General features: G+C 74.0%; 19 protein-coding genes and 1 pseudogene. 9 read left to right on the forward strand and 11 right to left on the reverse strand.

Annotated elements, in window-relative coordinates; genetic code table 11:
* Positions 1-83 precede the first annotated feature (83 nt).
* From ACIBK8_RS16610 to ACIBK8_RS16630, 5 genes and pseudogenes are all read right to left on the reverse strand, one after another.
* Positions 84-1,142: a TIGR04222 domain-containing membrane protein gene (locus tag ACIBK8_RS16610; RefSeq protein ID WP_399042535.1), complete on the reverse strand. Its 1,059-nt coding sequence runs from the start codon at positions 1,140-1,142 to the stop codon at positions 84-86.
* 5 nt (positions 1,143-1,147) lie between these two features.
* Positions 1,148-2,492 (reverse strand): annotated as a pseudogene (locus tag ACIBK8_RS16615) (DUF692 domain-containing protein).
* Positions 2,493-2,648: 156 nt separating this feature from the next.
* Positions 2,649-3,356 (reverse strand): LysE family translocator, encoded by a 708-nt coding sequence (locus tag ACIBK8_RS16620; RefSeq protein ID WP_399042536.1) that lies wholly within the window; start codon positions 3,354-3,356, stop codon positions 2,649-2,651.
* 258 nt (positions 3,357-3,614) lie between these two features.
* Positions 3,615-4,715, reverse strand: coding sequence for a serine hydrolase domain-containing protein (locus ACIBK8_RS16625; protein WP_399042537.1), 1,101 nt, complete (start codon positions 4,713-4,715; stop codon positions 3,615-3,617).
* 233 nt (positions 4,716-4,948) lie between these two features.
* Entirely contained in the window at positions 4,949-5,719 is a 771-nt protein-coding gene (locus ACIBK8_RS16630) for an aminoacyl-tRNA hydrolase (protein WP_399042538.1), read from the reverse strand.
* Positions 5,720-5,866: 147 nt separating this feature from the next.
* On the opposite strand from ACIBK8_RS16630, the gene ACIBK8_RS16635 reads away from it, so the two are divergent.
* From ACIBK8_RS16635 to ACIBK8_RS16645, 3 genes are all read left to right on the forward strand, one after another.
* Complete coding sequence (locus ACIBK8_RS16635; protein WP_399042539.1) at positions 5,867-6,847, forward strand: ATP-binding cassette domain-containing protein; 981 nt, start codon at positions 5,867-5,869, stop codon at positions 6,845-6,847.
* Positions 6,844-7,512 (forward strand): ABC transporter, encoded by a 669-nt coding sequence (locus tag ACIBK8_RS16640; protein WP_399042540.1) that lies wholly within the window; start codon positions 6,844-6,846, stop codon positions 7,510-7,512. The genes ACIBK8_RS16635 and ACIBK8_RS16640 overlap by 4 nt, the downstream gene beginning before the upstream one ends.
* A gap of 80 nt (positions 7,513-7,592) precedes the next feature.
* Positions 7,593-7,808, forward strand: a complete 216-nt coding sequence (locus ACIBK8_RS16645; RefSeq protein WP_399042603.1) for a hypothetical protein — start codon at positions 7,593-7,595, stop codon at positions 7,806-7,808.
* Between the two features lie 49 nt (positions 7,809-7,857).
* Here ACIBK8_RS16645 and ACIBK8_RS16650 read toward each other — a convergent pair whose 3' ends face one another.
* Together ACIBK8_RS16650 and zapE are read right to left on the reverse strand one after the other, a co-directional pair.
* A complete protein-coding gene (locus ACIBK8_RS16650) occupies positions 7,858-9,234 on the reverse strand; it encodes an alkaline phosphatase PhoX (protein ID WP_399042541.1) in 1,377 nt (458 codons plus the stop codon).
* A 123-nt stretch (positions 9,235-9,357) separates the two neighbouring features.
* Entirely contained in the window at positions 9,358-10,434 is a 1,077-nt protein-coding gene (zapE, locus tag ACIBK8_RS16655) for a cell division protein ZapE (RefSeq protein ID WP_399042604.1), read from the reverse strand.
* Positions 10,435-10,553: 119 nt separating this feature from the next.
* Between zapE and ACIBK8_RS16660 the strand changes: the two genes are divergently transcribed.
* Both ACIBK8_RS16660 and ACIBK8_RS16665 read left to right on the forward strand, forming a co-directional pair.
* Positions 10,554-11,354 (forward strand): dihydrofolate reductase family protein, encoded by an 801-nt coding sequence (locus ACIBK8_RS16660; RefSeq protein ID WP_399042542.1) that lies wholly within the window; start codon positions 10,554-10,556, stop codon positions 11,352-11,354.
* Positions 11,355-11,514: 160 nt separating this feature from the next.
* Entirely contained in the window at positions 11,515-11,991 is a 477-nt protein-coding gene (locus ACIBK8_RS16665; RefSeq protein ID WP_399042543.1) for an indole-3-glycerol phosphate synthase, read from the forward strand.
* Between the two features lie 20 nt (positions 11,992-12,011).
* Here ACIBK8_RS16665 and ACIBK8_RS16670 read toward each other — a convergent pair whose 3' ends face one another.
* Both ACIBK8_RS16670 and ACIBK8_RS16675 read right to left on the reverse strand, forming a co-directional pair.
* A complete protein-coding gene (locus ACIBK8_RS16670; RefSeq protein ID WP_399042544.1) occupies positions 12,012-12,689 on the reverse strand; it encodes an ABC transporter ATP-binding protein in 678 nt (225 codons plus the stop codon).
* Positions 12,686-13,756: an ABC transporter permease gene (locus tag ACIBK8_RS16675; protein WP_399042545.1), complete on the reverse strand. Its 1,071-nt coding sequence runs from the start codon at positions 13,754-13,756 to the stop codon at positions 12,686-12,688. Before ACIBK8_RS16675 ends, ACIBK8_RS16670 begins: the two co-directional genes overlap by 4 nt.
* A 240-nt stretch (positions 13,757-13,996) precedes the next feature.
* Between ACIBK8_RS16675 and ACIBK8_RS16680 the strand changes: the two genes are divergently transcribed.
* The 4 genes from ACIBK8_RS16680 (at position 13,997) to msrB (ending at position 17,703) form a co-directional block, all read left to right on the forward strand.
* Positions 13,997-15,184, forward strand: coding sequence for a sensor histidine kinase (locus tag ACIBK8_RS16680; protein WP_399042605.1), 1,188 nt, complete (start codon positions 13,997-13,999; stop codon positions 15,182-15,184).
* Positions 15,181-15,819, forward strand: coding sequence for a response regulator (locus tag ACIBK8_RS16685; RefSeq protein ID WP_399042546.1), 639 nt, complete (start codon positions 15,181-15,183; stop codon positions 15,817-15,819). Before ACIBK8_RS16680 ends, ACIBK8_RS16685 begins: the two co-directional genes overlap by 4 nt.
* A gap of 62 nt (positions 15,820-15,881) precedes the next feature.
* Positions 15,882-17,279: a UDP-N-acetylmuramate--L-alanine ligase gene (gene murC / locus ACIBK8_RS16690; RefSeq protein ID WP_393687344.1), complete on the forward strand. Its 1,398-nt coding sequence runs from the start codon at positions 15,882-15,884 to the stop codon at positions 17,277-17,279.
* A 16-nt stretch (positions 17,280-17,295) separates the two neighbouring features.
* On the forward strand, positions 17,296-17,703 hold the full coding sequence (gene msrB, locus ACIBK8_RS16695; RefSeq protein ID WP_393687345.1) for a peptide-methionine (R)-S-oxide reductase MsrB: 408 nt from the start codon (positions 17,296-17,298) through the stop codon (positions 17,701-17,703).
* A gap of 72 nt (positions 17,704-17,775) precedes the next feature.
* Here msrB and ACIBK8_RS16700 read toward each other — a convergent pair whose 3' ends face one another.
* Positions 17,776-18,435: a 4'-phosphopantetheinyl transferase gene (locus tag ACIBK8_RS16700; RefSeq protein ID WP_399042547.1), complete on the reverse strand. Its 660-nt coding sequence runs from the start codon at positions 18,433-18,435 to the stop codon at positions 17,776-17,778.
* Positions 18,432-19,352, reverse strand: a complete 921-nt coding sequence (locus ACIBK8_RS16705) for a metallophosphoesterase family protein (protein WP_399042548.1) — start codon at positions 19,350-19,352, stop codon at positions 18,432-18,434. Before ACIBK8_RS16705 ends, ACIBK8_RS16700 begins: the two co-directional genes overlap by 4 nt.
* Between the last annotated feature and the right edge of the window lie 315 nt (positions 19,353-19,667).

The following is a 19,667-nucleotide window of genomic DNA, read 5'->3' on the forward strand; positions in this document are numbered from 1 at the left end:
GGGCCGGGTCGCTGGTGGGGGAGGGGGCGCGCCCGAGGGGGCGGGGTGCGTGCCGGCGGGCGGGTGTGCGCCCCCGTGGTGGCTCAACTGCCGCAGCTGGAACCGCAGCTGGAGCTGCTGCCACCGCCGCACGAGAGTCCGCCGCCGCACGACGAGTGACTTCCGCACGACGAGTGGCTCCCGCCCCCGGAGTGGCTTCCGCAGGACGAATGGCTTCCGCCTCCGGAGTGGCTGCCTCCGCCGTCGGAGCTGGAACCCCCGCATCCCGAACCGCCGTCGGAGCCGGCGCACCAGGAGGTGCCCGGCACGTCGCCCGGCGAAGTCCAGCTGCCGTCACCCGATGAGGACCCGGTGGAGCCGCCGGGTGCGGTCGTGGCCATCGCGAGCTGAGCATCCGTCAGATGCTGGCGGAGCATCTCGTCGCCGAGCAGGGTCGCGCCGCCCACCGCCACCAGGAGCGCGGCGGGCAGCATCTCCCCGCTGATGGCCCGAGCGGTGTAGGTGGCCCGCGCGGCGCGCAGGGCGAGGGCGCCGGGCGCGGTGAGCCGCCGGGGCGAGGACCCGCAGAGCGCGCCGATGAGAATCCCGACGATCGCCGCGGGGATGATGACGACGACGGTGGGGATCCCGTGATCGTTGTCCCCGAAGTCGCCGGCCAGCGTCAGCACCACGGTGACCAGGAGCAGCACCACGCACGCGGACGCCTGGAGCCGGGCCCACAGCCGCCAGCCCCGGCCGCGTTTCGGGTGCCGCAGCAGCCCGCGGTCCGCCAGCCGGTCGCCGATCTCCTGGACGGCGGGGCTCGCCATCGCCCGTGCCCGTACCGCGACCAGCGAGCCGCCGGGGGTGGTGGCGATCGCGTCCAGCACGGCCGCCTCGACGGCGTTCCTGGCCGTCGCCTCGCGTACGGTCACCACGCCGGGCCCGCCGACCGCCAGCCTGCCGTCCTCGTGCAGGGCGGCGACGGCGGTGTCCACCACCCGTGCAGGACCGCCGTTGAGGAACGCGATCTCCGCCACGTCGTGGGTCGGCGCGTCGACGAGCCGGATCTTCTGCTTCGGCCGGCGCGCGACGAGCGTGCCGACGACGAGTATCAGCGAGGAAAGGCCCGTCGCCAGATACACCCAGGCGGTGTAGGACACCGCGGTCACCTCCGCTGGAAGGCGAGCCGTACGGCCCGCACGAATCGGGACATCGGGCCGGAGCGGGGCGGCCTCGGCCCCGCGCGGTCCTGCCACCACCGGGTCAGCCGCTGCCGTGCCGCGGCGTCGGACGGCCGCTCCTGGGCCAGCAGATGGGCGGCGAAGTCGAGCGCGTCCTGCCGGTGGCCGCCGGTCAGCGGGCGGCCCTGCGCGTACGCGAGGAACGCGGGCCGGTAGCCGGCACCGAGGATGCCGGGCAGCTCCGGTGCGACCTTCGCGACCACAGAAGCCCGCTTGGCCGACAGCGCCCGGCTCTGCACCCGCAGCCGCTCGTGGTCGAAGCCATCCGGGACCGGCGCCCCGGCCACCAGGGCCGACAGCAGCGCCGTCTGCGCCAGCGCGAGCCGCTGCCGGGCGGCGTCGGTGCCGGACATCTCCGTGATGCCCGTCGTCGCGGGGGGCTCCGGCGCCGTCCCGCCCTGCCCCGCGCCGGGCCCGTTCGCCGTCTCAGGCCGCTTCGGCACCACGGGCCTCCTCCACGACGGCGCGTATCGCCCCGAGTTCGCCGGCCAGCTCCCCGGCCTCGGGGAAGTCCTCGTCGCGCTCCAGCAGCACACCGGGCGGCGTGGTCCTGGCGCAGAGCGCGGCCAGTACGTCGAGCACCGGCCGGGTCACCGGGTGCGCGTGACTGTCGTGCCACACGCCGTCGCGCTCCACCCCGCCCGCGACGTGCACATACGCGAGGGCGTCCAGCGGCATCCCGTCCAGCGCCACCGCCGGGTCCTCGCCCCGGTTGACGTGGTTGGTGTGCAGGTTGGCGACGTCGATCAGCAGGCGCACGCCGGTGCGTTCGACGAGCCCGGTGAGGAACTGGCCCTCCGTCATCTCCTCGCCCGGCCAGTTGACCAGCGCCGCGATGTTCTCCAGGGCCAGCGGCACCGGCAGCGCGTCCTGGGCGATCCGGACGTTCTCGCACAGCACGTCGAGGGCGTCCCGGGTGCGGGGCACCGGCAGCAGGTGCCCCGCCTCCAGCGGCGGCGAGCCGGTGGGCGGCCCGCCCGCGCGGACGAACGCGATGTGCTCGGTGACCAGCGGCGCGTCCAGGGCCACCGCGCGCTCGGCGAGCGCCGACAGCCGGCCGGGGTCGGGGCGTTCGGCGCCGCCGAGCCCCAGCGAGACACCGTGCGGCACGACCGTCATGCCCCGGCCGCGCAACTCCTCAAGGGCGGGCGGCAGATGACCGGGACAGAGGTTCTCGGCCACCACCTCCACCCAGTCCACCCCGGGCAGCCCCGCGATGTCCGCGGCGATTTCCGGCCGCCATCCGATCCCCGTACCGAGGCGCTCCATACGTCCCCCTCCCCGCTCCGTGCTGTGCGGTATTCCTCGCCCCGGTACGCCGCGCCGAATCCTGTGGGCGCGGGTTTCAGAGCTGAATTTGAGCTTCTACGTGCGGCGATGCCGCGCGGCGAGGGGCCTGGTCACCGGCGCCCCGTGGCCGCAGGCTCAGCGTGCGGCTTCCCACCCGACGGCCGCCCCCAGTGCGAGCAGCACACCGCCGGTGGCCTGATCCAGCCGCTGCCGCACCCGGGGACGCTGGAGCACGGCGCGCGCCCGGTGGACGGCCAGCGCGACGGCGCCCAGCCACAGGACACCCAGCGCCGCGTGCACGGCCACCAGCAGCAGGGTCGTCGTCACGACCGGGGCGCCGTGCGGGATGAACTGCGGCAGCAGCGACATGTAGACCACCCCGACCTTGGGGTTGAGCACATTCGTGAGCAGCCCGGTACGGAACGCGCGCCGCGGTGTCTCCGGGGGCCCGGCCGCGCCGTCCCGCTCCGCTCCCTGGCCGTCGTCCCCATGGGCCGCCGCCGTACCGGGCCGCCCGGTACCGGCGGTCCGCCGCGCCGTCCCCGGGGCCCGCCGCATCCGCCGGGCGCCGCGCAGCGCCCGGAAGCCCAGCCACATCAGGTACAGCGCACCGGCCGCCCGCAGGACGTCGTACGCCAGCTGGGACGCGGACAGCATCGCCGTCAGGCCGACCGCACCGGCAAGACCCCAGACGAAGCAGCCGGCGGCGATGCCCAGCGCACTGCACAGCGCGGCGCGCCGCCCGGAACCGAGCGCCGTCCGCAGCACCACGGCGAAGTCGGGGCCGGGCGAGATCGTCAGCAGTCCGGCCACCACCGTGAAGCCGAGGAGAGAGGTCAGCATGAGCCGTACGGTACGGGCCGGGCGCCGCGGCCTTTCCACGGGCCCCGTGTCCGCCCACACCCGCGTCCGCTCCGTCCGGTGACAACGGAGAGAACGAACGGCAGGAAAGAAGCCTCGGCCCTCGCCACCGGCCTGCGAAACGGAGCATGGCGACGCCCTTTGTGGTGGACGCGCCTGTGCTCCGTCCCGCTTTTCACCGGTCTGGTTCCCACATGGGTCAATCCGGCCATTGCCGGTGTGAAGACGGCCGGGCGTGGTTCAGCGGCACAGAGCCGTGTCCACGACCTTCCCGACGTGCTCCATGGCGGCCTCGCCGAGCGGCTGGAGGGTCACCGCGACGTTGGCGGCGCGACCGTCGTCGGTGACGCCGCCCCGGGTCTCGTATCCCGGGATGCTGCCGCCGTGCCCCCAGGAGACACCGCCGCACGACAGTGGCATGCTCACGAGGCCCAGTCCGTAGCGGGCGCCGGGGCCGAAGGTCCCTTCGGCGGGGACGGTGGTGCGCATCTGGGCGAGCTGGGCCGCCGGGAGGAGACGGCCGGCCAGCAGCGCGGTGAAGAACCTGTTGAGGTCGGAGTTGGTGGAGATCAGCTGGCCTGCCGTCCAGCCCCAGGAGGGGTCCATCTCCGTGACGTCGCGCAGCGGCGCGGTTGCCGAATCCCGGGTGTAGCCCTTGGGGTGGGGCTCTCGGACGGTCGCGTCACCGGGGGCGGGGAAGTAGGTGTGGCGCAGCCCGATGCGCTGGATGATGCGCCGGTCCATCTCCTCGGCGACGGGGCGGCGGGTGACCTTCTGGACGATCAGCCCGGCCAGCACGTAATTCGTGTTGCTGTACTCCCACTTCTTCCCGGGGGCGAAGTGGGCCTTGTGCCGGAGGGCGATGTCGAGGAGCTCACGGGGTTCGTAGTGCCGTGGCTGGAGGTCGTAGTCGGTGTAGTTGGGGAGTCCGCTGGTGTGCTGGAGGAGATGGCGGACGGTGATGCGGCGTCCGTCGATGCCCTTCCCGCGGACGAGGCCCGGCAGGTAGGTGTCGACCGGGGCGTCGAGGCGGATCTTCCCCTCGGCGACCAGTTGGAGCACGACCACCGCGGTGAACGTCTTGGTGTTGCTGCCGATCCGCACCTGCCCGTCGTCGGGCACCTTCGCTCCGGTGGCCAGGTCACCGACCCCCGCGGTGTAGGTGCGGGTGTGGCCTTCGCGGTCCTTGACGCTCGCCAGCGCGGCGGGCAGGCCGTCGGTGCGCACCAGCGCGTTCAGGCCCTGCTGGACGGTGTCGGGCCCGGCGGCGGCGAACGCCGTGGGCGGCGCCAGGGCAACCGCCGTCAGGACGCCGACGGCCACCGCAGCCACGGCCGGCACGGCTGCGCGCCGGCCGTTCCGCTGCCGCCGCCTGGAAGAACGAAGCCTCTGCCATGCCTGCTCACGCACGTGCCAACTCCTGTGGAATCGTTGGGTAACCAGCGGTATGTGCCGGACCCAGCTTTTCCGGATGTGGCCGCCGGAGCGATCCCGCTACCCTCCCGCTCCAGGTAGGGCTAGCCCCCGCCGGGAGAGCAGCGCAGCAACGGGCCCTCCACGACAAACGGTGGGGCTCACCGTGCGCGCAGGGCGGGGTGGTCCGCGATGACCGTGGCCGAGCCCGGACGGATCTCGGTGAATCCGGCGTCCCGGACCGTCGGCAGCCCGCTGCGGGTCAGCTCTTCCCAGGCGTCGGGCGACGCGGTCCGCACGGCCAGGGGGAAACCGGCCGCGCGCCAGGCGGCGCGCTCCGGCTCGGACAGCTCCCACCAGGCCAGCTGCGCGCCGTGCCCGGTCTGGGCCATGGTCTTGCCCGCCGACATCTCCAGCTCCGGATTGCACCACAGCACCGGCACCCCGTCGGCCGGCGCGGCAGGCGGCTCCGGGTCGTCCAGATCGGTGCCCGAGACCTGGAGGCGGGCCAGGTCCTTCGGCCAGCCGTCCAGCGGCACCGGAGGGTGGACCCGCACCTCGGCGCGATCCCCGGTGACGGTGATGCCGGGCAGCGCCTGCGCGCGACGCCACTCCGCGCCGCGTGCCCGCCGCACCACCTTGCGGATCCTGGCGTCCTGCCAGTCCCGCACCGCCGCGGCCCAGTCGCCCTCGCCGGTGGCCCGCTCGTCGGTCAGCAGCACCAGTACCGCCCGCGCGGCCGTCTCCAACGCGTCCGTACGCGCCGGGGGTTCGGCCCGCTCGATACGGACGACGAGCGGCAGGACGAACTGCGGCGCGGCGTCCCGGTCGGTCTCCTCGTGGCGGAACGGGCTGCTGCCGGGGGCGCCGCCGGGCGCGGCGGATCCGGTGGGCTCGGCGGGGTCGGGTCCTGTGGTCTCGGTGCTGGTCACCCGCCCAGTCTGCCAGCCGCCCGAACCGGGGCCCGCGGGCCGGTGCGACGGGCCGGCACGGGAACGGAAACGGGGCGCGGCCGGCGGGAACCCCGCCGCGGCGGCCCGCGTTGACAGGTGCGGGAGACGGGATGTCGGGGGGATCTCATGAGACTGGACGGAGTCGGCAGGCGGTACGGCGTACGCGGCCCATGGGTGCTGCGGGACGTACGGCTCGACCTTCCCGGGCAGGCGCTGCTGCGGGTCGAGGGCACCAACGGCAGCGGGAAGTCCACCCTGTTGCGTCTGTGCGCGGGCATCGACCGGCCCACCACCGGGCGGATCACCGGCCGCCCGCGCACCGCGTACGTGCCCGAACGCTTCCCGGTCGCGATGCCGTTCACCGCCGCCGGCTACCTCACCCACCTCGGCCGGATACACGGGCTGAGCGGTCCGGCAGCCGCCCGCGGCGCCGCCGAGTGGCTGGAGCGGTTCGGCGCCGCCGGGCATGCGAAGACGCCGCTCGCCGACCTGTCGAAAGGCACCAGCCAGAAGGTCGCGGTCGCCCAGGCGCTGCTCGCTGCCCCCGGACTGCTGGTGCTCGACGAGGCGTGGACGGGCCTGGACGCCGCCGCCCGCGAGGTACTCGACCGCGCCGTCGCCGAGCGCGTGGCCGACGGCGGCACGGTCCTCTTCGTCGACCACGACCCGCGCCGCCTGGCGGGCGCGGCCGACGCCCGCTACCGCGTGGTGGACGGAGAACTGCGGGCCGAGGCGGAAGGGCCCGCGCCGGACGGCGGGCCCGCGACGGGACCACAGGTGACCATCGAGGCCGACGGCGGTCCGGCGCGGCCCGCGGGACCGCCCGGCATCCCCGGTGCGGAGCTGCCCGGCAGACCCCGCACCGCGGCGGGCCCGGACGGCACGGTCCGGCTGACCGTCGCCGCCGCCCACTCCGACGCCCTGCTGCGGGCGCTGCTCACCGCGCGCCCGCCCTGGCACATCCGCTCGGTCACGGCCGCCGACCACCCCGCAGGCGCTCCGCCTGCCGACCACCCCGCGAGCTCCCCGCCGCCTCCCGACGGCATCCGAAGCGGTCCGCCGGGCAGCGCCGGGAGCGTCCACCCCGAGGAAGCACCCCTGCCATGACCGCACTCCTGCGCTATCACGCGGCCCTGCTGACCGGCTCGCACCGCTGGCTGCCGCCGGCCATCTGCTACGCCGCGTTCCTGGCCATCGGCGTGCAGACCGGCGGCCCGATCCTCGACGCCTACGGCTGGGCCGCGGCCCCGCTGCTGCCCCTCACGGTCTGGCTGACCCGGATCTGCCTCACCGGCGAACCGCCCGCCGCCCGGCACTGCGCCGCCGCGGCGGCCGGGCCGGGCCGGGTGCACCTCGCCGCCGTACTGACCGCCACCTTCGCGTCCTGGCTGTTCGCCCTGGCCGGCACGGCGTTCGTCGCCCTGCTCTCCGACCCGCACTCATCCGACCACCGGGTGGCCGTGCCCGTCCTGCCCGCGACCCTCGCCGGGTTGCTGACGGCCCTGGCCTGCGTGCTGCTGGGCACGGCCGTCGGCGTGCTGAGCAACCGGCCGGTGCTGCGCGGCACCGCATCAGCGATACCCGCCGGACTGACCGCCGCGCTGCTGCTGCTCGTGCTGGGCGCGTCCCCGGCCAACGCCGCCGTGAGCGGCCTGGTCACCGGCTCCGCGCACGGCACGATCACCGTCCCGTGGCTGCCGCTGGCCGCCACCTTCCTGATAGCTGCCGCCGCCGTCACGGCCACCTGCGCCCTCAGCGCACGCCGCGGCTGACGCCGGACCACGGCCCGCACCGGGAGCGTAGGCTCGGCCGTATGGACGAGCGGGAGCGGCGGACGGACGGTGCGGCACCGATGAGCACGGAAGCGGGCGCCGCCGGTACGGAACGCACCGGCGGGCCCGGGACGGACGGCGCCCCGGGCCCCGCGCAGGAGACGCACGCCCCGGTGCCGCCCGCCGCCTGCGTCCTGTGCGGCGAGCCCACCGAGTACCCCGAGACCTGCCCCGGCATCGTGCTCTGCCCGGTCTGCGCATGGCAGGAGGCGGAGCGCTCGGCCTGCTCCGGCTAGCTCGCCCGCTCCGTCCGGCGCCCGTCCGGCCCGGCAGCCGTCCGCCGGGTCAGTGCGACCAGGGCCCGGTGACCGCGAAGGTGGTGCCTGGTGTGTAGCAATTCACGTACATGCTGCGGAAGTCGGGGGAGAAGGTGATGCCGGCGAACTCGCCCCACTCCGGCTTCTGCGGGGTGCCGATGTTCTGCCGGCCACGGGCCATGGCGTACACCCGGCCGCGCCGGGTCAGCCCGAAGACGTGCTGGGCGCCGCCGCCGTCCTCACACACCATCAGGCCGCCGCTCGGCGCGAGGCAGATGTTGTCGGGGGACTCACCGGGGAGCTGGAGGTCGCTGTCGGGACCGAAGACGACGACCAGCGTGAGCCGGCGCCGCTTCGGCTCGTACTTCCACACCTGGCCGTAGTGGTCGGCGGCCGAGCCCTCCGCGCTGTGCGCGAAGCTGGAGACGAAGTAGACGCAGCTGCCGCCCCAGTAGCAGCCCTCCAGCTTCTGGGCGTGGGTGATGCCGCCGGGCCCGAAGTCCTGGAAGCGGACGGGGGTGTGGCGGGCCAGCGGGTCGGGGACGTCCACCCAGGTCAGGTGGTCGAGGACGGTGCCGGGCTGCTGGACGGTGGACAGGTCGGGGACGCCGGGCACCCGCAGCGCCTGGAGCCTGCCGCCGGCCCGCAGCGAACCGCGTCCGCCGCGTGGCTTCCGGGGCAGGAAGCGGTAGAAGAGCCCGAACGGCTTCTCGAAGGCGTCCTCGGTCTCGTAGACCGTGCCGGTGCCCGGGTCCACCGCGATCGCCTCGTGCTGGAAGCGGCCCATCGCGGTCAGCGGCACGGCGCCGGTGCGGCGCGGATCGTAGGGATCGACCTCGAAGATGAAGCCGTGGTCCTTGGTGTAGTTCTCCTCGCCGGCCAGGTGCTCGGTCTCTTCGCAGGTCAGCCAGGTGTTCCACGGGGTGTGGCCGCCCGCGCAGTTGGTGGACGTACCGGCGATGGCGACCCGTTCGGAGCGTACGGAGTTGTCCGCGCCCAGTTCCAGCGCGGTACAGCCGCCCTCGGCTCCCGGGTCGTACGTCAGGCCGGGGACGGTCGGCACCGGGGAGCGGGAGTCGGTGCGGTTCTCGTGGTTGCGCACCAGGTGGGTGCGCCCGCGGGCGCCGGGGAGGCCGGGGAACGCCGCCATGCCGTCGCAGTTGCTCGGCACCTTGCCCTCACCGGAGACCAGCGGGTCGCCCTCGCGCGAGAGCACCCGGTAGCGGAAGCCTTCGGGCAGGTCGAGCAGGCCGTCGGGGTCGGGAACCAGCGGCCCGTAGCCGCGCCGGCCCATGCCGTGGGCGGTCGCGGTTCCGGCGAAGAGCTCCGAGAAGCTCCCGGTGAAGGCGATGCCGGCGCCCAGCGCACCGGTTCCGGCGAGGATCTGACGTCGTGTCGCGGACATGGGCAACTCCCTGCTGGCGGACAGGTGACGTGATGCGCATGTGTGTACCACGCGCTCCGGCCGCCGGGAACAAGCCGGGCCGGACGCCGCCTCCGGGTGCCCGAAGCGGCGGCCGGCCGTCCGCTACGGGGTGACCAGCGGGCCCGCGTCGCGCGCCAGCGCCGTCAGCCGGGAGATCGCGCGGAAGTACTTCTTGCGGTAGCCGCCGCGCAGCATCTCGTCGCTGAACAGCTCGTCGAACGCCTTGCCCGAGGTCAGGACCGGTACCTCACGGTCGTAGAGCCGGTCGGCGAGTACCACCAGGCGCAGCGCGGTGGACTGGTCGGGCACGGCCTGGACGTCGGTGAGGCAGACCGCCCGGATGCCGTCGCACATTGCGCCGTAGCGGCTGGGGTGCACCTGGGACAGGTGGTCGAGCAGGGAGGGGAAGTCGTCGAGCGAGGCGCCCGGGGTGCGGTGGGCGGTGCGCGTGACGGTCTCGTCGTCGTACGGGGCGGGGGCCTGGGGCAGACCGCGGTGGCGGTAGTCGTCGCCGTCGATGCGCAGCGGCCGGAAGTGCGCGCTCAGGCCCTGGATCTCCCGCAGGAAGTCGGCGGCGGCGAACCGGCCCTCGCCGAGCTTGCCCGGCAGCGTGTTGGAGGTGGCGGCGAGCGCCACACCGGCTTCCACCAGCCGGGACAGCAGGCTGGAGACCAGCACCGTGTCGCCCGGGTCGTCCAGCTCGAACTCGTCGATGCACAGCAGGCGGTGCTCGCCGAGGGTGCGGACGGTCTGCTGGAAGCCGAGCGCGCCGACGAGGTTGGTCAGCTCGACGAAGGTGCCGAACGCCTTGCGCTCGGGCGGCGCGTCGGTGGCGTGCCACAGGGAGGCGAGCAGGTGTGTCTTGCCGACGCCGTAGCCGCCGTCGAGGTAGACGCCGCGGGGGCTCTTCGGCGCGGCCGGCTTCTTGGCGAACCAGCGGCGCTTGGCGGCGCCGGCGTCCGCTGAGCCGCCGATGCCCGCCGCGAACGCGCCGAGCACCTGGACGGCCTCGGCCTGGCTCGGCTGCTTGGTGTCGGGGATGTACGTGTCGAAGCGGGCGCCCTGGAAGCGCGGCGGCGGCACCATCTCGGCGACGAGCCGGTCCGCGGGGACGTGCGGGGCGCGGGAACTCAGCGCGACGGGGGCGTCCGCGCTCCCGCTGCCCGGCGGCCCGGCTATCGGAGCGGACGGTGCGGAGGAGGACGACGACGAGTGCTGGGAAGACGACACAACGCTCCAGCTTAGTCGCTGAGCGGTGTGGCCAGGTGCGCAGGGCGAGGCATGTCACACTGCCGCCTATGCGACGCCTGTACCCGCTTCCCGACCCGGCCGTCCCGCCCGGGGACGCCGTGACCGCCGACCGCGAGTGGACGCTCGACGAACTGGCGGACTCCTACGCGTATCCGGCGGCCGACGATCCGGTGCGGGCCGGACGTGCCGGGTGGCTGCGCGCCAACATGGTGGCGTCGCTGGACGGCGCGGCTCATCACGACGGCCGTTCGCAGCCGCTGTCCGGGGCCGCCGACATGCGGATCTTCGGTGTGCTGCGGGGGCTGGCCGATGCCGTCGTGGTCGGCGCGGAAACGGTTCGTCAGGAGGGGTACAGGCCGGCCCGCGCCCGGGAGGCTTTCGCCGCGCGGCGGGCGGCTGCGGGGCAGGCCCAGGCCCCCGCCATCGTGATCGTGAGCGCCGGGCTCGGCCTGGACTTCACCCTGCCGCTGTTCACCGCGCCGCTGGTGCCGACGGTCGTGCTGACCGGGGCAGGGGCGCCCGCCGACAAGGTGGCGGCGGCACAGGAGGCCGGGGCCGATGTGCTGTTCGCAGGCGAGGGGCTCGGCGTCGATCCCGCCCGGGTGGCAGGTGTGCTGGGCGGGAGGGGGTACCGTCGGCTGCTCACCGAGGGTGGCCCGGCCCTGCTGGGGCAGTTCGCGGCGGCCGGGGCGCTGGACGAGATGTGCCTCTCGCTGGCGCCGGTCGTGGCGGTGGGAGACGCGCCGCGGATCATGCGCGGTCCCGCCGTCCCGGTGCCCGAGCGATTCGGTCTGGTGTCCGTACTGGAAGAGGCCGGGTTCTTGTTCACCCACTACCGTCGAAGCTGACAATCAGCGGAATTACCCGTTCCGCTTCGCTTCCTTTGGGCAAACTGAATGTCAACAGGCCCCGGTGGCGACGGGGCAGGATGGTTTCTGTGGGGTGCCGTGCCATGCGGCGACCCGGAAGAAGAGAAGAAGGGCGCCCGTCGTGATCACGAGCGTATTGATGATCGAGAAGCCTCTGACGCCCGCCGATGTGGACTTCGTGACCACCCTGCACGGCGACGATCAGGTCTCCTTCGTCGTCCTCATGCAGCCGCGCGGAGCGCAGGACATCCTGCTGCGGGCGATCGACGACGTCGCACTCGGCGAGTTCGACGACGCCGTACGCGAGGGGGAGGAACCGGAAGGCAGCCGGGCGGAGGCGTCGGCCGAGCAGGCGCTGGCCCACACCCTCGCCGCGCTGCGGGACGCCGGGGCCGAGGCCACCGGCAAGCTCGTCGAGCGCCACCCGCTGGATCTGCTGCGGTCCATGGTCGAGGAGACGGGCGCGGACGAGGTGATCGTGCTGACCACCCCGCACTTCGTGGAGGAGTTCTTCCACCGCGACTGGGCCTCGCGGGCCCGGCACAAGGTGGGCGTACCGGTGCTCAAGCTGTTCTCCCACGCACCCGACGACCCGGCCCAGGCCACGGAGGGCTGAGCCGGGGCCTACCGGGTGGCTCAGCCCTGCGCCCCGCTGAGCCGCCCGTCGGTCACCTCCGCGACCGCGTCCACCGCGTCCAGGTGCGAGCGGTCGTGGGTGACCAGCACCGTCGCCGTGGCGCGCCGGTGGGTGAGCGTGGTCAGCAGGTCGAGGACCGCGGCGCCGCGCTCGTGGTCCAGGGCGCTGGTCGGCTCGTCCACCAGCAGCACCGCGGGGTCGTTCATCAGCGCTCGCGCGATGTTGATCCGCTGCCGCTGGCCGCCGGACAGCTGGTGCGGACGCTTGCCCGCCTGATCGGCCAGGCCGACGGACGCCAGCAGCTCCAGCGCCCGCGCCCTGGCCTTACGGGGTGAGCGGCCGTCCAGATGTGCCATCACCTGGAGCTGCTCGGCCGCGGTCAGCGACGGCAGCAGGTTCGGCTGCTGGAAGACGGTCCCGATGGTGGTGCGGCGCAGCGCCGTCAGGCCGCCGCGGTCGAGCCCCGCGGTGTCCCGGCCCGCGATCACCACCCGGCCGCTGTCCGGCGTGATCAGCGTCGCCGCCACCGCCAGCAGGCTGGACTTGCCGGAACCCGACGGGCCGATCACGGCCGTCAGCGTGCCGGCCGGCACCGTGAGCGACACCTTGTCCAGGGCGGTCAGCCGGGCACCGCCGTCGGGGTAGGTGAGGGTGACGTCGGTCAGTTCGAGGCTCATCGGACACTTCCCAGGGCGGTCAGCGGGTCAACGGACGTGATGCGGCGGATGGACAGCGCGGCGCCCACGGCACCGAGCGCGATCATGATCAGCGCGGGGACCAGCACGGTCGACGGATCCAGGACGAACGGCACGGTCCCGCCGACCGCGGCGCCGAGTCCGGCCGCGAGCGCGGTGCCGACGCCGGTGCCGAGCACCAGCAGGACCACGGCCTGGCCGAGCGCGTCCTTCAGGAGATAGCCGGTCGAGGCGCCCAGCGCCTTGAGCACCGCCACGTCGCCGCTGCGCTGAATCGTCCAGACGGTGAAGAACGCCCCGATGACCAGCGCCGATATCGCGAACAGGAAGCCGCGCATCAGCTGGAGCGAGCCGTTCTCCGCGGCGTAGGAACCGATGCCGTCCAGCGCGGCGGCTGCGGTGACGGTACGGGTGCCGAACTTCTCGTCGGCGGCGGCCAGATCGGGAGACCCGGAGGTGGTCAGGGCCAGCACGGTCGCGCCGCCGGAGCCGCCGGGCAGCGCGCGCAGGTCACCGGGCGACGTCCAGATCACCGGCGTGTGGCTGTACATCGCCGCGCCGGACACCGCCGCCACCCGCACCGTCCGGCCGCCCAGGGTGATCGCATCACCGGCCCGCGCCCCCAGGTCGTCGGCGGCCTGCCGGGACAGCACCGCCCGGCCGTCGGCGATCTTGCCCGCCTCCGGCGCGAGCCGCGAGCCGGGCCGGACGGCGAACGCCGACAGCGCGGCCGTCCTGCTGCCCGCCTCCGCCTTGGCGGTGGCGATGCCCAGCGGTTCGGCGCTCTCCACACCCGGCTCCTGCGACCAGCCCCGCACGCTCTTGTCGGGCAGCCGGGAATCGGCGAAGGACACCGTGCCGCCGTCGGCCGGGGCGGAGAACACCAGGTGGTCGGCGGGCAGCGAGGTGATCGCCGAGGTGTTCTCCCGGCCCAGGCCCGCGGTCAGCCCCGACAGCAGGCCGACCAGCACCGTGATCAGCACGATGACGGTCCCCATCAGGGCGAACCGGCCCCTGGCGAATCTCAGGTCTTTCCAGGCGACGAACACAGGTCCGGCCTTCCTTCCTCGCGGCGTCCGGACCCGGTGCCCGGCGACTGGCTCCACCGTCGCGCCGGGCAGGGGGCGCGGGCATCGCGCCGGGGAGTGCTTCACCGGAGTCGAAAGGCGGCCCGGTCGCTCCACCTTTCGATTGATGCCGCCCCCGGAGGCGGCCCTTAATCTGGAGGGGCCGTGACCGACCTTTCCCTCACCCCCGTCCTGCGCGTGCTGCGCGGCTGCCTCCACCTGATGGTGGCCGCACTGCTGGCGCTCGCCGCGGCCCGCGCGGTGGCGGAGCACGCCCCGCACGCCGCCGCCGTCACCGCCACGGCCGTCGTGCTGTTCACCTGCTACGCCGCCGGGCCCGCGCTGCTCCGCGTCCGTCCGTCATCCGGCGCCGCCGCGCTGTGGCTGGGTGCCGTGGCCGTCGTGTGGATGGTGCTGCTCGCGCTCACCCAGGACGGCATCTGGCTGGCCTTCCCGTTCTTCTTCGTGCAGCTGCACCTGCTGCCGCCGCGCTGGGCGCTGCCCGCCGTCGCCGGGACGACCGCGGTCGCCATCGCCGGATTCGCCCGGCACACCCACACCCTCAACGTCGGCACGGTCATCGGCCCGGTGCTCGGCGCGGCCGTCGCGGTCGCCGTCGTCCTCGGCTACCAGGCCCTCTACCGGGAGAGCGAGCAGCGTCGCCGGCTCATCGAGGAGCTGACCGCGGCCCGCAGCGACCTGGCCGCCGCCGAACACGCCGCCGGGGTGCTCGCCGAGCGCGAGCGGCTGGCCAGGGAGATCCACGACACCCTCGCGCAGGGCCTGTCCAGCATTCAGCTGCTGCTGCGGGCCGCCGAACGCGCCCTGCCCCAGCGGGCCGACACCGCCCTGGGACACGTCAGGCACGCCCGTACGACCGCCGTCGACAACCTCGCCGAGGCGCGCAGGTTCGTCCGCGAGCTGAGCCCGCCCGACCTGGAGGCGGGGTCGCTGCCCGCGGCGCTGGAGCGGCTGTGCGCCACCACCGCGCGCGCCTCGGGGCTCGCCGTGCACTGCCAGGTCTCCGGCGTGCCCACCGAGCTGCCGACCCCGCACGAGGTCGCCCTGCTGCGCATCGCGCAGTCGGCGCTCGCCAACACCGTCCGGCACGCCGGAGCCCGCCGCGCCGAGCTGACACTGAGCTACATGGAGACCGAGGTGGCCCTGGACGTCGTCGACGACGGCGCCGGTTTCGCCCCGGGCGACGTCCCGCCGGCCGGCTCCGCCGCGGCCACCGGTGCCGGTTTCGGCCTCGCCGCGATGCGCGCCCGCGCCCGCGCGCTGCACGGCACCCTCGCCGTCGAGTCCGCCCCCGGCGAGGGCACCGCCGTCGCCGTCACCCTGCCGGTACCGGAGCGGACCGGCGCACCGGCGCACCCCGGGACGAGGGAGAGCGAGGCCACCCCGTGAAGGACGACACCCCGATCCGGCTGCTGCTCGCCGACGACCACCCCGTCGTACGGGCCGGGCTGCGCGCGGTGCTGGAGACCGAGCCGGGATTCGAGGTCGTCGCCGACGTCCCCACCGCCGAACAGGCCGTCACCCTCGCGGAGCGGCCCGGCGTCGACGTGGTCCTGATGGACCTCCAGTTCGGCGGCGAGATGCGCGGCTCCCAGGCCACCGCCGCCATCACCGCCCGCGAGGGCGCGCCCCGCGTCCTGGTCCTGACCACGTACGACACCGACGCGGACATCCTCGCGGCGATCGAGGCAGGAGCGACCGGCTACCTCCTCAAGGACGCGCCGCCCGAGGAACTGGCGGCTGCCGTCCGCACCGCGGCGGCGGGCAAATCGGCGCTGGCACCGACCATCGCGCTGCGGCTGATGGACCGGATGCGGGCGCCCGCCACCGCGCTGACCCGCCGCGAGACCGAGGTCCTGCAACTCGTCGCCGACGGCCTGTCCAACGCGCAGCTCAGCAAGAAGCTCTTCCTCAGCCAGGCGACCGTCAAGTCCCACCTCGTGCACATCTACGCCAAGCTCGGCGTCGACTCCCGTACCTCGGCGGTCGCGGCGGGCACCGCGCAAGGTCTGATCCGGCGCTGACAGCGGGGGGTGCGAGAATCAACGTCAGCACGACCGCTCGCGACGATCAGGGAGACCCAGCCATGGCATCCGCCATCCCAGCCTCGATGGACCGGCCGCACTTCATCGGCATCGGCGGAGCCGGCATGTCGGGCATCGCCAAGATCCTCGCGCAGCGCGGCGCCGCGGTGGCGGGCAGCGACGCCAAGGAGTCCGCGACCGCCCAGGCCCTGCGCGAGCTGGGCGCCACGGTGCACATCGGCCACGCCGCAGGGCATCTGGCCGATGACGCCACCAGCGTCGTCGTCTCCTCCGCGATCCGCGACGACAACCCCGAGCTGGCCGCCGCCCGTGAACGCGGCATCCCGGTGGTGCACCGTTCCGACGCGCTCGCCTCCCTGATGGACGGCCGCCGCCCGATCGCCGTCGCCGGCACCCACGGCAAGACGACGACCACGTCCATGCTCGCCGTCTCGCTGACCTCGCTCGGCCTCAAGCCGTCGTACGCCATCGGCGGCGACCTCGACGCACCCGGCTCCAACGCCGAGCACGGCAGCGGCGAGATCTTCGTGGCCGAGGCCGACGAGAGCGACCGCAGCTTCCACAAGTACGCCCCCGAGGTCGCCATCGTCCTCAACGTCGAGCTCGACCACCACGCCAACTACGCCTCGATGGACGAGATCTACGAGTCGTTCGAGACCTTCATCGGCCGGGTGCGGCCCGGCGGCACCCTCGTCGTCTGCGCCGACCAGCCCGGCGCCCGCGAGCTGACCGAGAAGATCGCCGGCAGGTACGACATCGAGGTCGTCACCTACGGCGAGTCGCCGGACGCCGACGTCCGCATCCTCAAGATCAACCCACGCGGTCTGACCAGCGACGTCAGCGTCTCCCTCGCCACCGGCCGGATCCTCACCTTCACCGTCTCCGTCCCCGGCAGGCACTACGCGCTCAACGCCGTCGCCGCGCTGGCCGCCGGCATCGCCCTGGGCCTGCCGCCGCACAACCTCGCCTCCGCGCTCGGCACCTACACGGGCGTCAAGCGCCGCCTCCAGCTCAAGGGCGAGGCGGCCGGCGTCCAGGTCATCGACTCCTACGCGCACCACCCCACGGAGATGACCGCCGACCTGGAGGCCATCCGCGGCGCCACCGACGACAGCCGCGTCCTGGTCGTCTTCCAGCCCCACCTCTTCTCCCGCACCCAGGAGCTGGGCACGGAAATGGGCCAGGCCCTGGCCCTCGCCGACGCCTGCGTGGTCCTGGACATCTACCCGGCGCGCGAGGACCCGATCCCCGGGATCACCAGCGCCCTGATCATCGAAGCGGCCCGCGCGGCGGGCGCCGACGTCACCGCCGAGAGCGACCGTGCCGCCGTCCCGGACGTGATCGCAGGAATGGCCAAGCCCGGTGACCTTGTTCTCACCATGGGCGCGGGCGATGTGACCGACCTCGGCCCCGCCATCCTGTCCCGCCTGGGCAGCTGAGCTGAGGAGACCCCAGATGCCGTACGAGATCGACAAGCCCGACGAGCAGTGGCGCGCGGAGCTGAGCCCCGCGGAGTACCAGGTGCTCCGCCAGGCCGGCACCGAGCCCGCCTTCGTCGGTGAGTACACCGACACCGAGACCGCCGGTGTCTACTCCTGCCGCGCCTGCGGCGCCGAACTGTTCCGCTCCGACACCAAGTTCGCCAGCCACTGCGGCTGGCCGTCCTTCTACGACCCGAAGGACACCGACGCCGTGGAGCTCATCGAGGACCGCTCGCACGGCATGCTGCGCACCGAGGTCCGCTGCGCCCGCTGCGGCTCCCACCTCGGCCACGTCTTCGCGGGCGAGGGCTACGCCACCCCCACCGACCAGCGGTACTGCATCAACTCCATCTCGCTGCGGCTGGCGGCCGACGAGGGCTGAGACCCACGGCCCGCGTGTACGGGCGCCGGTGGACCACTCCGCCGGCGCCCGTACGCACACCCGCAAGGACCGTCAGCGCGGCACCGTGATCGCCGTGACCACCAGGCCCGACGCCACCAGCCAGCGGCCCTGGAAGGCGCTGACCCGGACGCCGTCGACCACGGGCCCCTCCACCAGAAGGCGGGCGGTGAAGGTGGCGTCCGTCGGGTCGAGGGTGAGATGGGCCTCCTCGAAGTCCAGCCAGCGGCCGGTCAGCGGGTACCACGCCTTGTAGACGCTCTCCTTGGCGCTGAAGATCAGCCGGTCCCAGTGGACGTCGGGCTGCGCGGCACGCAGCCGGGACAGCTGCTCGCGTTCCTCGGGGAGCGTGACGAGGTCGACCACCCCGGCGTCCCTGACCGGCTGATGGGGCTCCGCGTCCAGGCCGACGGAGGCGAAGTCCGAGGTGCGGGCGACCGCGGCGGCACGGTAGCCGGTGCAGTGGGTCATCGCGCCGACCAGCCCATCCGGCCAGCGCGGCGCCCGGTCGGGGCCGGGCAGCAGGGGCGCGGGCGCGATGCCGAACTCGGCGAGGGCGGCGCGGGCGCAGGCGCGTACGGTGCCGAACTCCCGCTGACGGGCGGGGACCGCGCGGGCCACCGCCGCACGTTCCTCCGGGAACATGTCGGACAGCGGACGGTCGTCGAACGCCTCGGACACCACGATCGGCCGGGGCAGCAGCTTGTCGATCACGCCGTCGCTCCCACGGTCACCGGCGGCAGGATCTGCACCGGGCGGCCCGGCTCCTTCGCCCGCCCGCGCCATTCCCGCGGGTAGCCCAGCGACACCTCCTGGTGCGGGACGCCGTCGCAGGTCAGCAGCCGCGGGATGTGCAGATGCCCGTAGACGACGGTCGCGGCACGGAAGCGGCGCGGCCAGTCGGCGGTCGCCTCGCTGCCGCACCACAGGGAGAACTCCGGGTACCGCAGCGGTCGCAGCGGCTCGCGTACCAGCGGGAAGTGGTTGACGAGGATGGTCGGCAGCTCATCGGGGATCTCGGCGAGCCGGGCCTCGGTGGCCGCCAGCCGCGCCCGGCACCAGGCGTCGCGGGTGGGGTACGGGTCCGGGTGCAGGAAGTACTCGTCGGTGCAGACCACTCCGGCCTCGTGGGCCACGGCGAGCGCCGCTTCCTTGGTGTGCGTGCCCGGGGGCCGGAACGAGTAGTCGTAGAGGACGAAGAGCGGCGCGATGACCGCGGGCCCGCCCTCGCCCTCCCACACCGGGTACGGGTCTTCGGGGGTTACCACACCCAGTTCGCGGCAGATCTCCACCAGGTGCTCGTAGCGGGCCACGCCACGCAGCTGCACCGGATCGTTGTTCGGCGTCCACAGTTCGTGGTTGCCGGGCACCCAGACGACCTTGGCGAAGCGTTCGCTGAGCCGGGTGAGCGCCCAGCGGATGTCGTCGACGTGTTCGCCGACGTCCCCGGCGACCAGCAGCCAGTCCTCGTCCGACTCCGGGGCCAGCCGTTCGACGATGTCGCGGTTGTCGGTGTACCTGACGTGCAGGTCGCTGACGGCGACCAGTTTGCCGCCCCGGGCGGCAGGGGAGGGCCGGGGCCGGTCGGTGGCGGTGGGCAGCGGGCCGGTCGCTCGGGTCTCGTAAGTCACATTCGCAGTAAAGACGGTGGGGGAGGGGCGACGAAAGGGGCGGGCGGGGTGATGGTGTCATGCGGGTCGCCGGGTTCGCCTGCCGGGGTGCCCCGGCAGGTAATTCTTCCGGACCAGGAGTCGACCCCCCGTTCGCCGAGGGAACTCCCATCGCGCCGATGCCGGAGGCGGGACGCGGGGTTACGGGACAGGGGGTAATCCTTTCGGGTGGCGGTGGATCGATTCCGCTTGCGCTGAACGGGTGACACGCCGGGTCGGTGCGGACCCCGGGGGCATGCACAACTCCCAGCACCATCACGGCACTTGGAAGGTCGA

This window comes from Streptomyces sp. NPDC050161 (assembly GCF_044460025.1).
Lineage (GTDB): Bacteria > Actinomycetota > Actinomycetes > Streptomycetales > Streptomycetaceae > Streptomyces.

Coding starts and splice junctions, on each gene's coding strand:
- ACIBK8_RS16670 (WP_399042544.1), bottom strand. CDS start 12,689: ATGAGCCTCGAACTGACCGACGTCACCCTCACCTACCCCGACGGCGGT.
- ACIBK8_RS16650 (WP_399042541.1), bottom strand. CDS start 9,234: ATGTCCGCGACACGACGTCAGATCCTCGCCGGAACCGGTGCGCTGGGC.
- ACIBK8_RS16660 (WP_399042542.1), top strand. CDS start 10,554: ATGCGACGCCTGTACCCGCTTCCCGACCCGGCCGTCCCGCCCGGGGAC.
- ACIBK8_RS16635 (WP_399042539.1), top strand. CDS start 5,867: ATGAGACTGGACGGAGTCGGCAGGCGGTACGGCGTACGCGGCCCATGG.
- msrB (WP_393687345.1), top strand. CDS start 17,296: ATGCCGTACGAGATCGACAAGCCCGACGAGCAGTGGCGCGCGGAGCTG.
- ACIBK8_RS16620 (WP_399042536.1), bottom strand. CDS start 3,356: ATGCTGACCTCTCTCCTCGGCTTCACGGTGGTGGCCGGACTGCTGACG.
- murC (WP_393687344.1), top strand. CDS start 15,882: ATGGCATCCGCCATCCCAGCCTCGATGGACCGGCCGCACTTCATCGGC.
- ACIBK8_RS16665 (WP_399042543.1), top strand. CDS start 11,515: ATGATCGAGAAGCCTCTGACGCCCGCCGATGTGGACTTCGTGACCACC.
- ACIBK8_RS16680 (WP_399042605.1), top strand. CDS start 13,997: ATGGTGGCCGCACTGCTGGCGCTCGCCGCGGCCCGCGCGGTGGCGGAG.
- ACIBK8_RS16640 (WP_399042540.1), top strand. CDS start 6,844: ATGACCGCACTCCTGCGCTATCACGCGGCCCTGCTGACCGGCTCGCAC.
- ACIBK8_RS16645 (WP_399042603.1), top strand. CDS start 7,593: ATGAGCACGGAAGCGGGCGCCGCCGGTACGGAACGCACCGGCGGGCCC.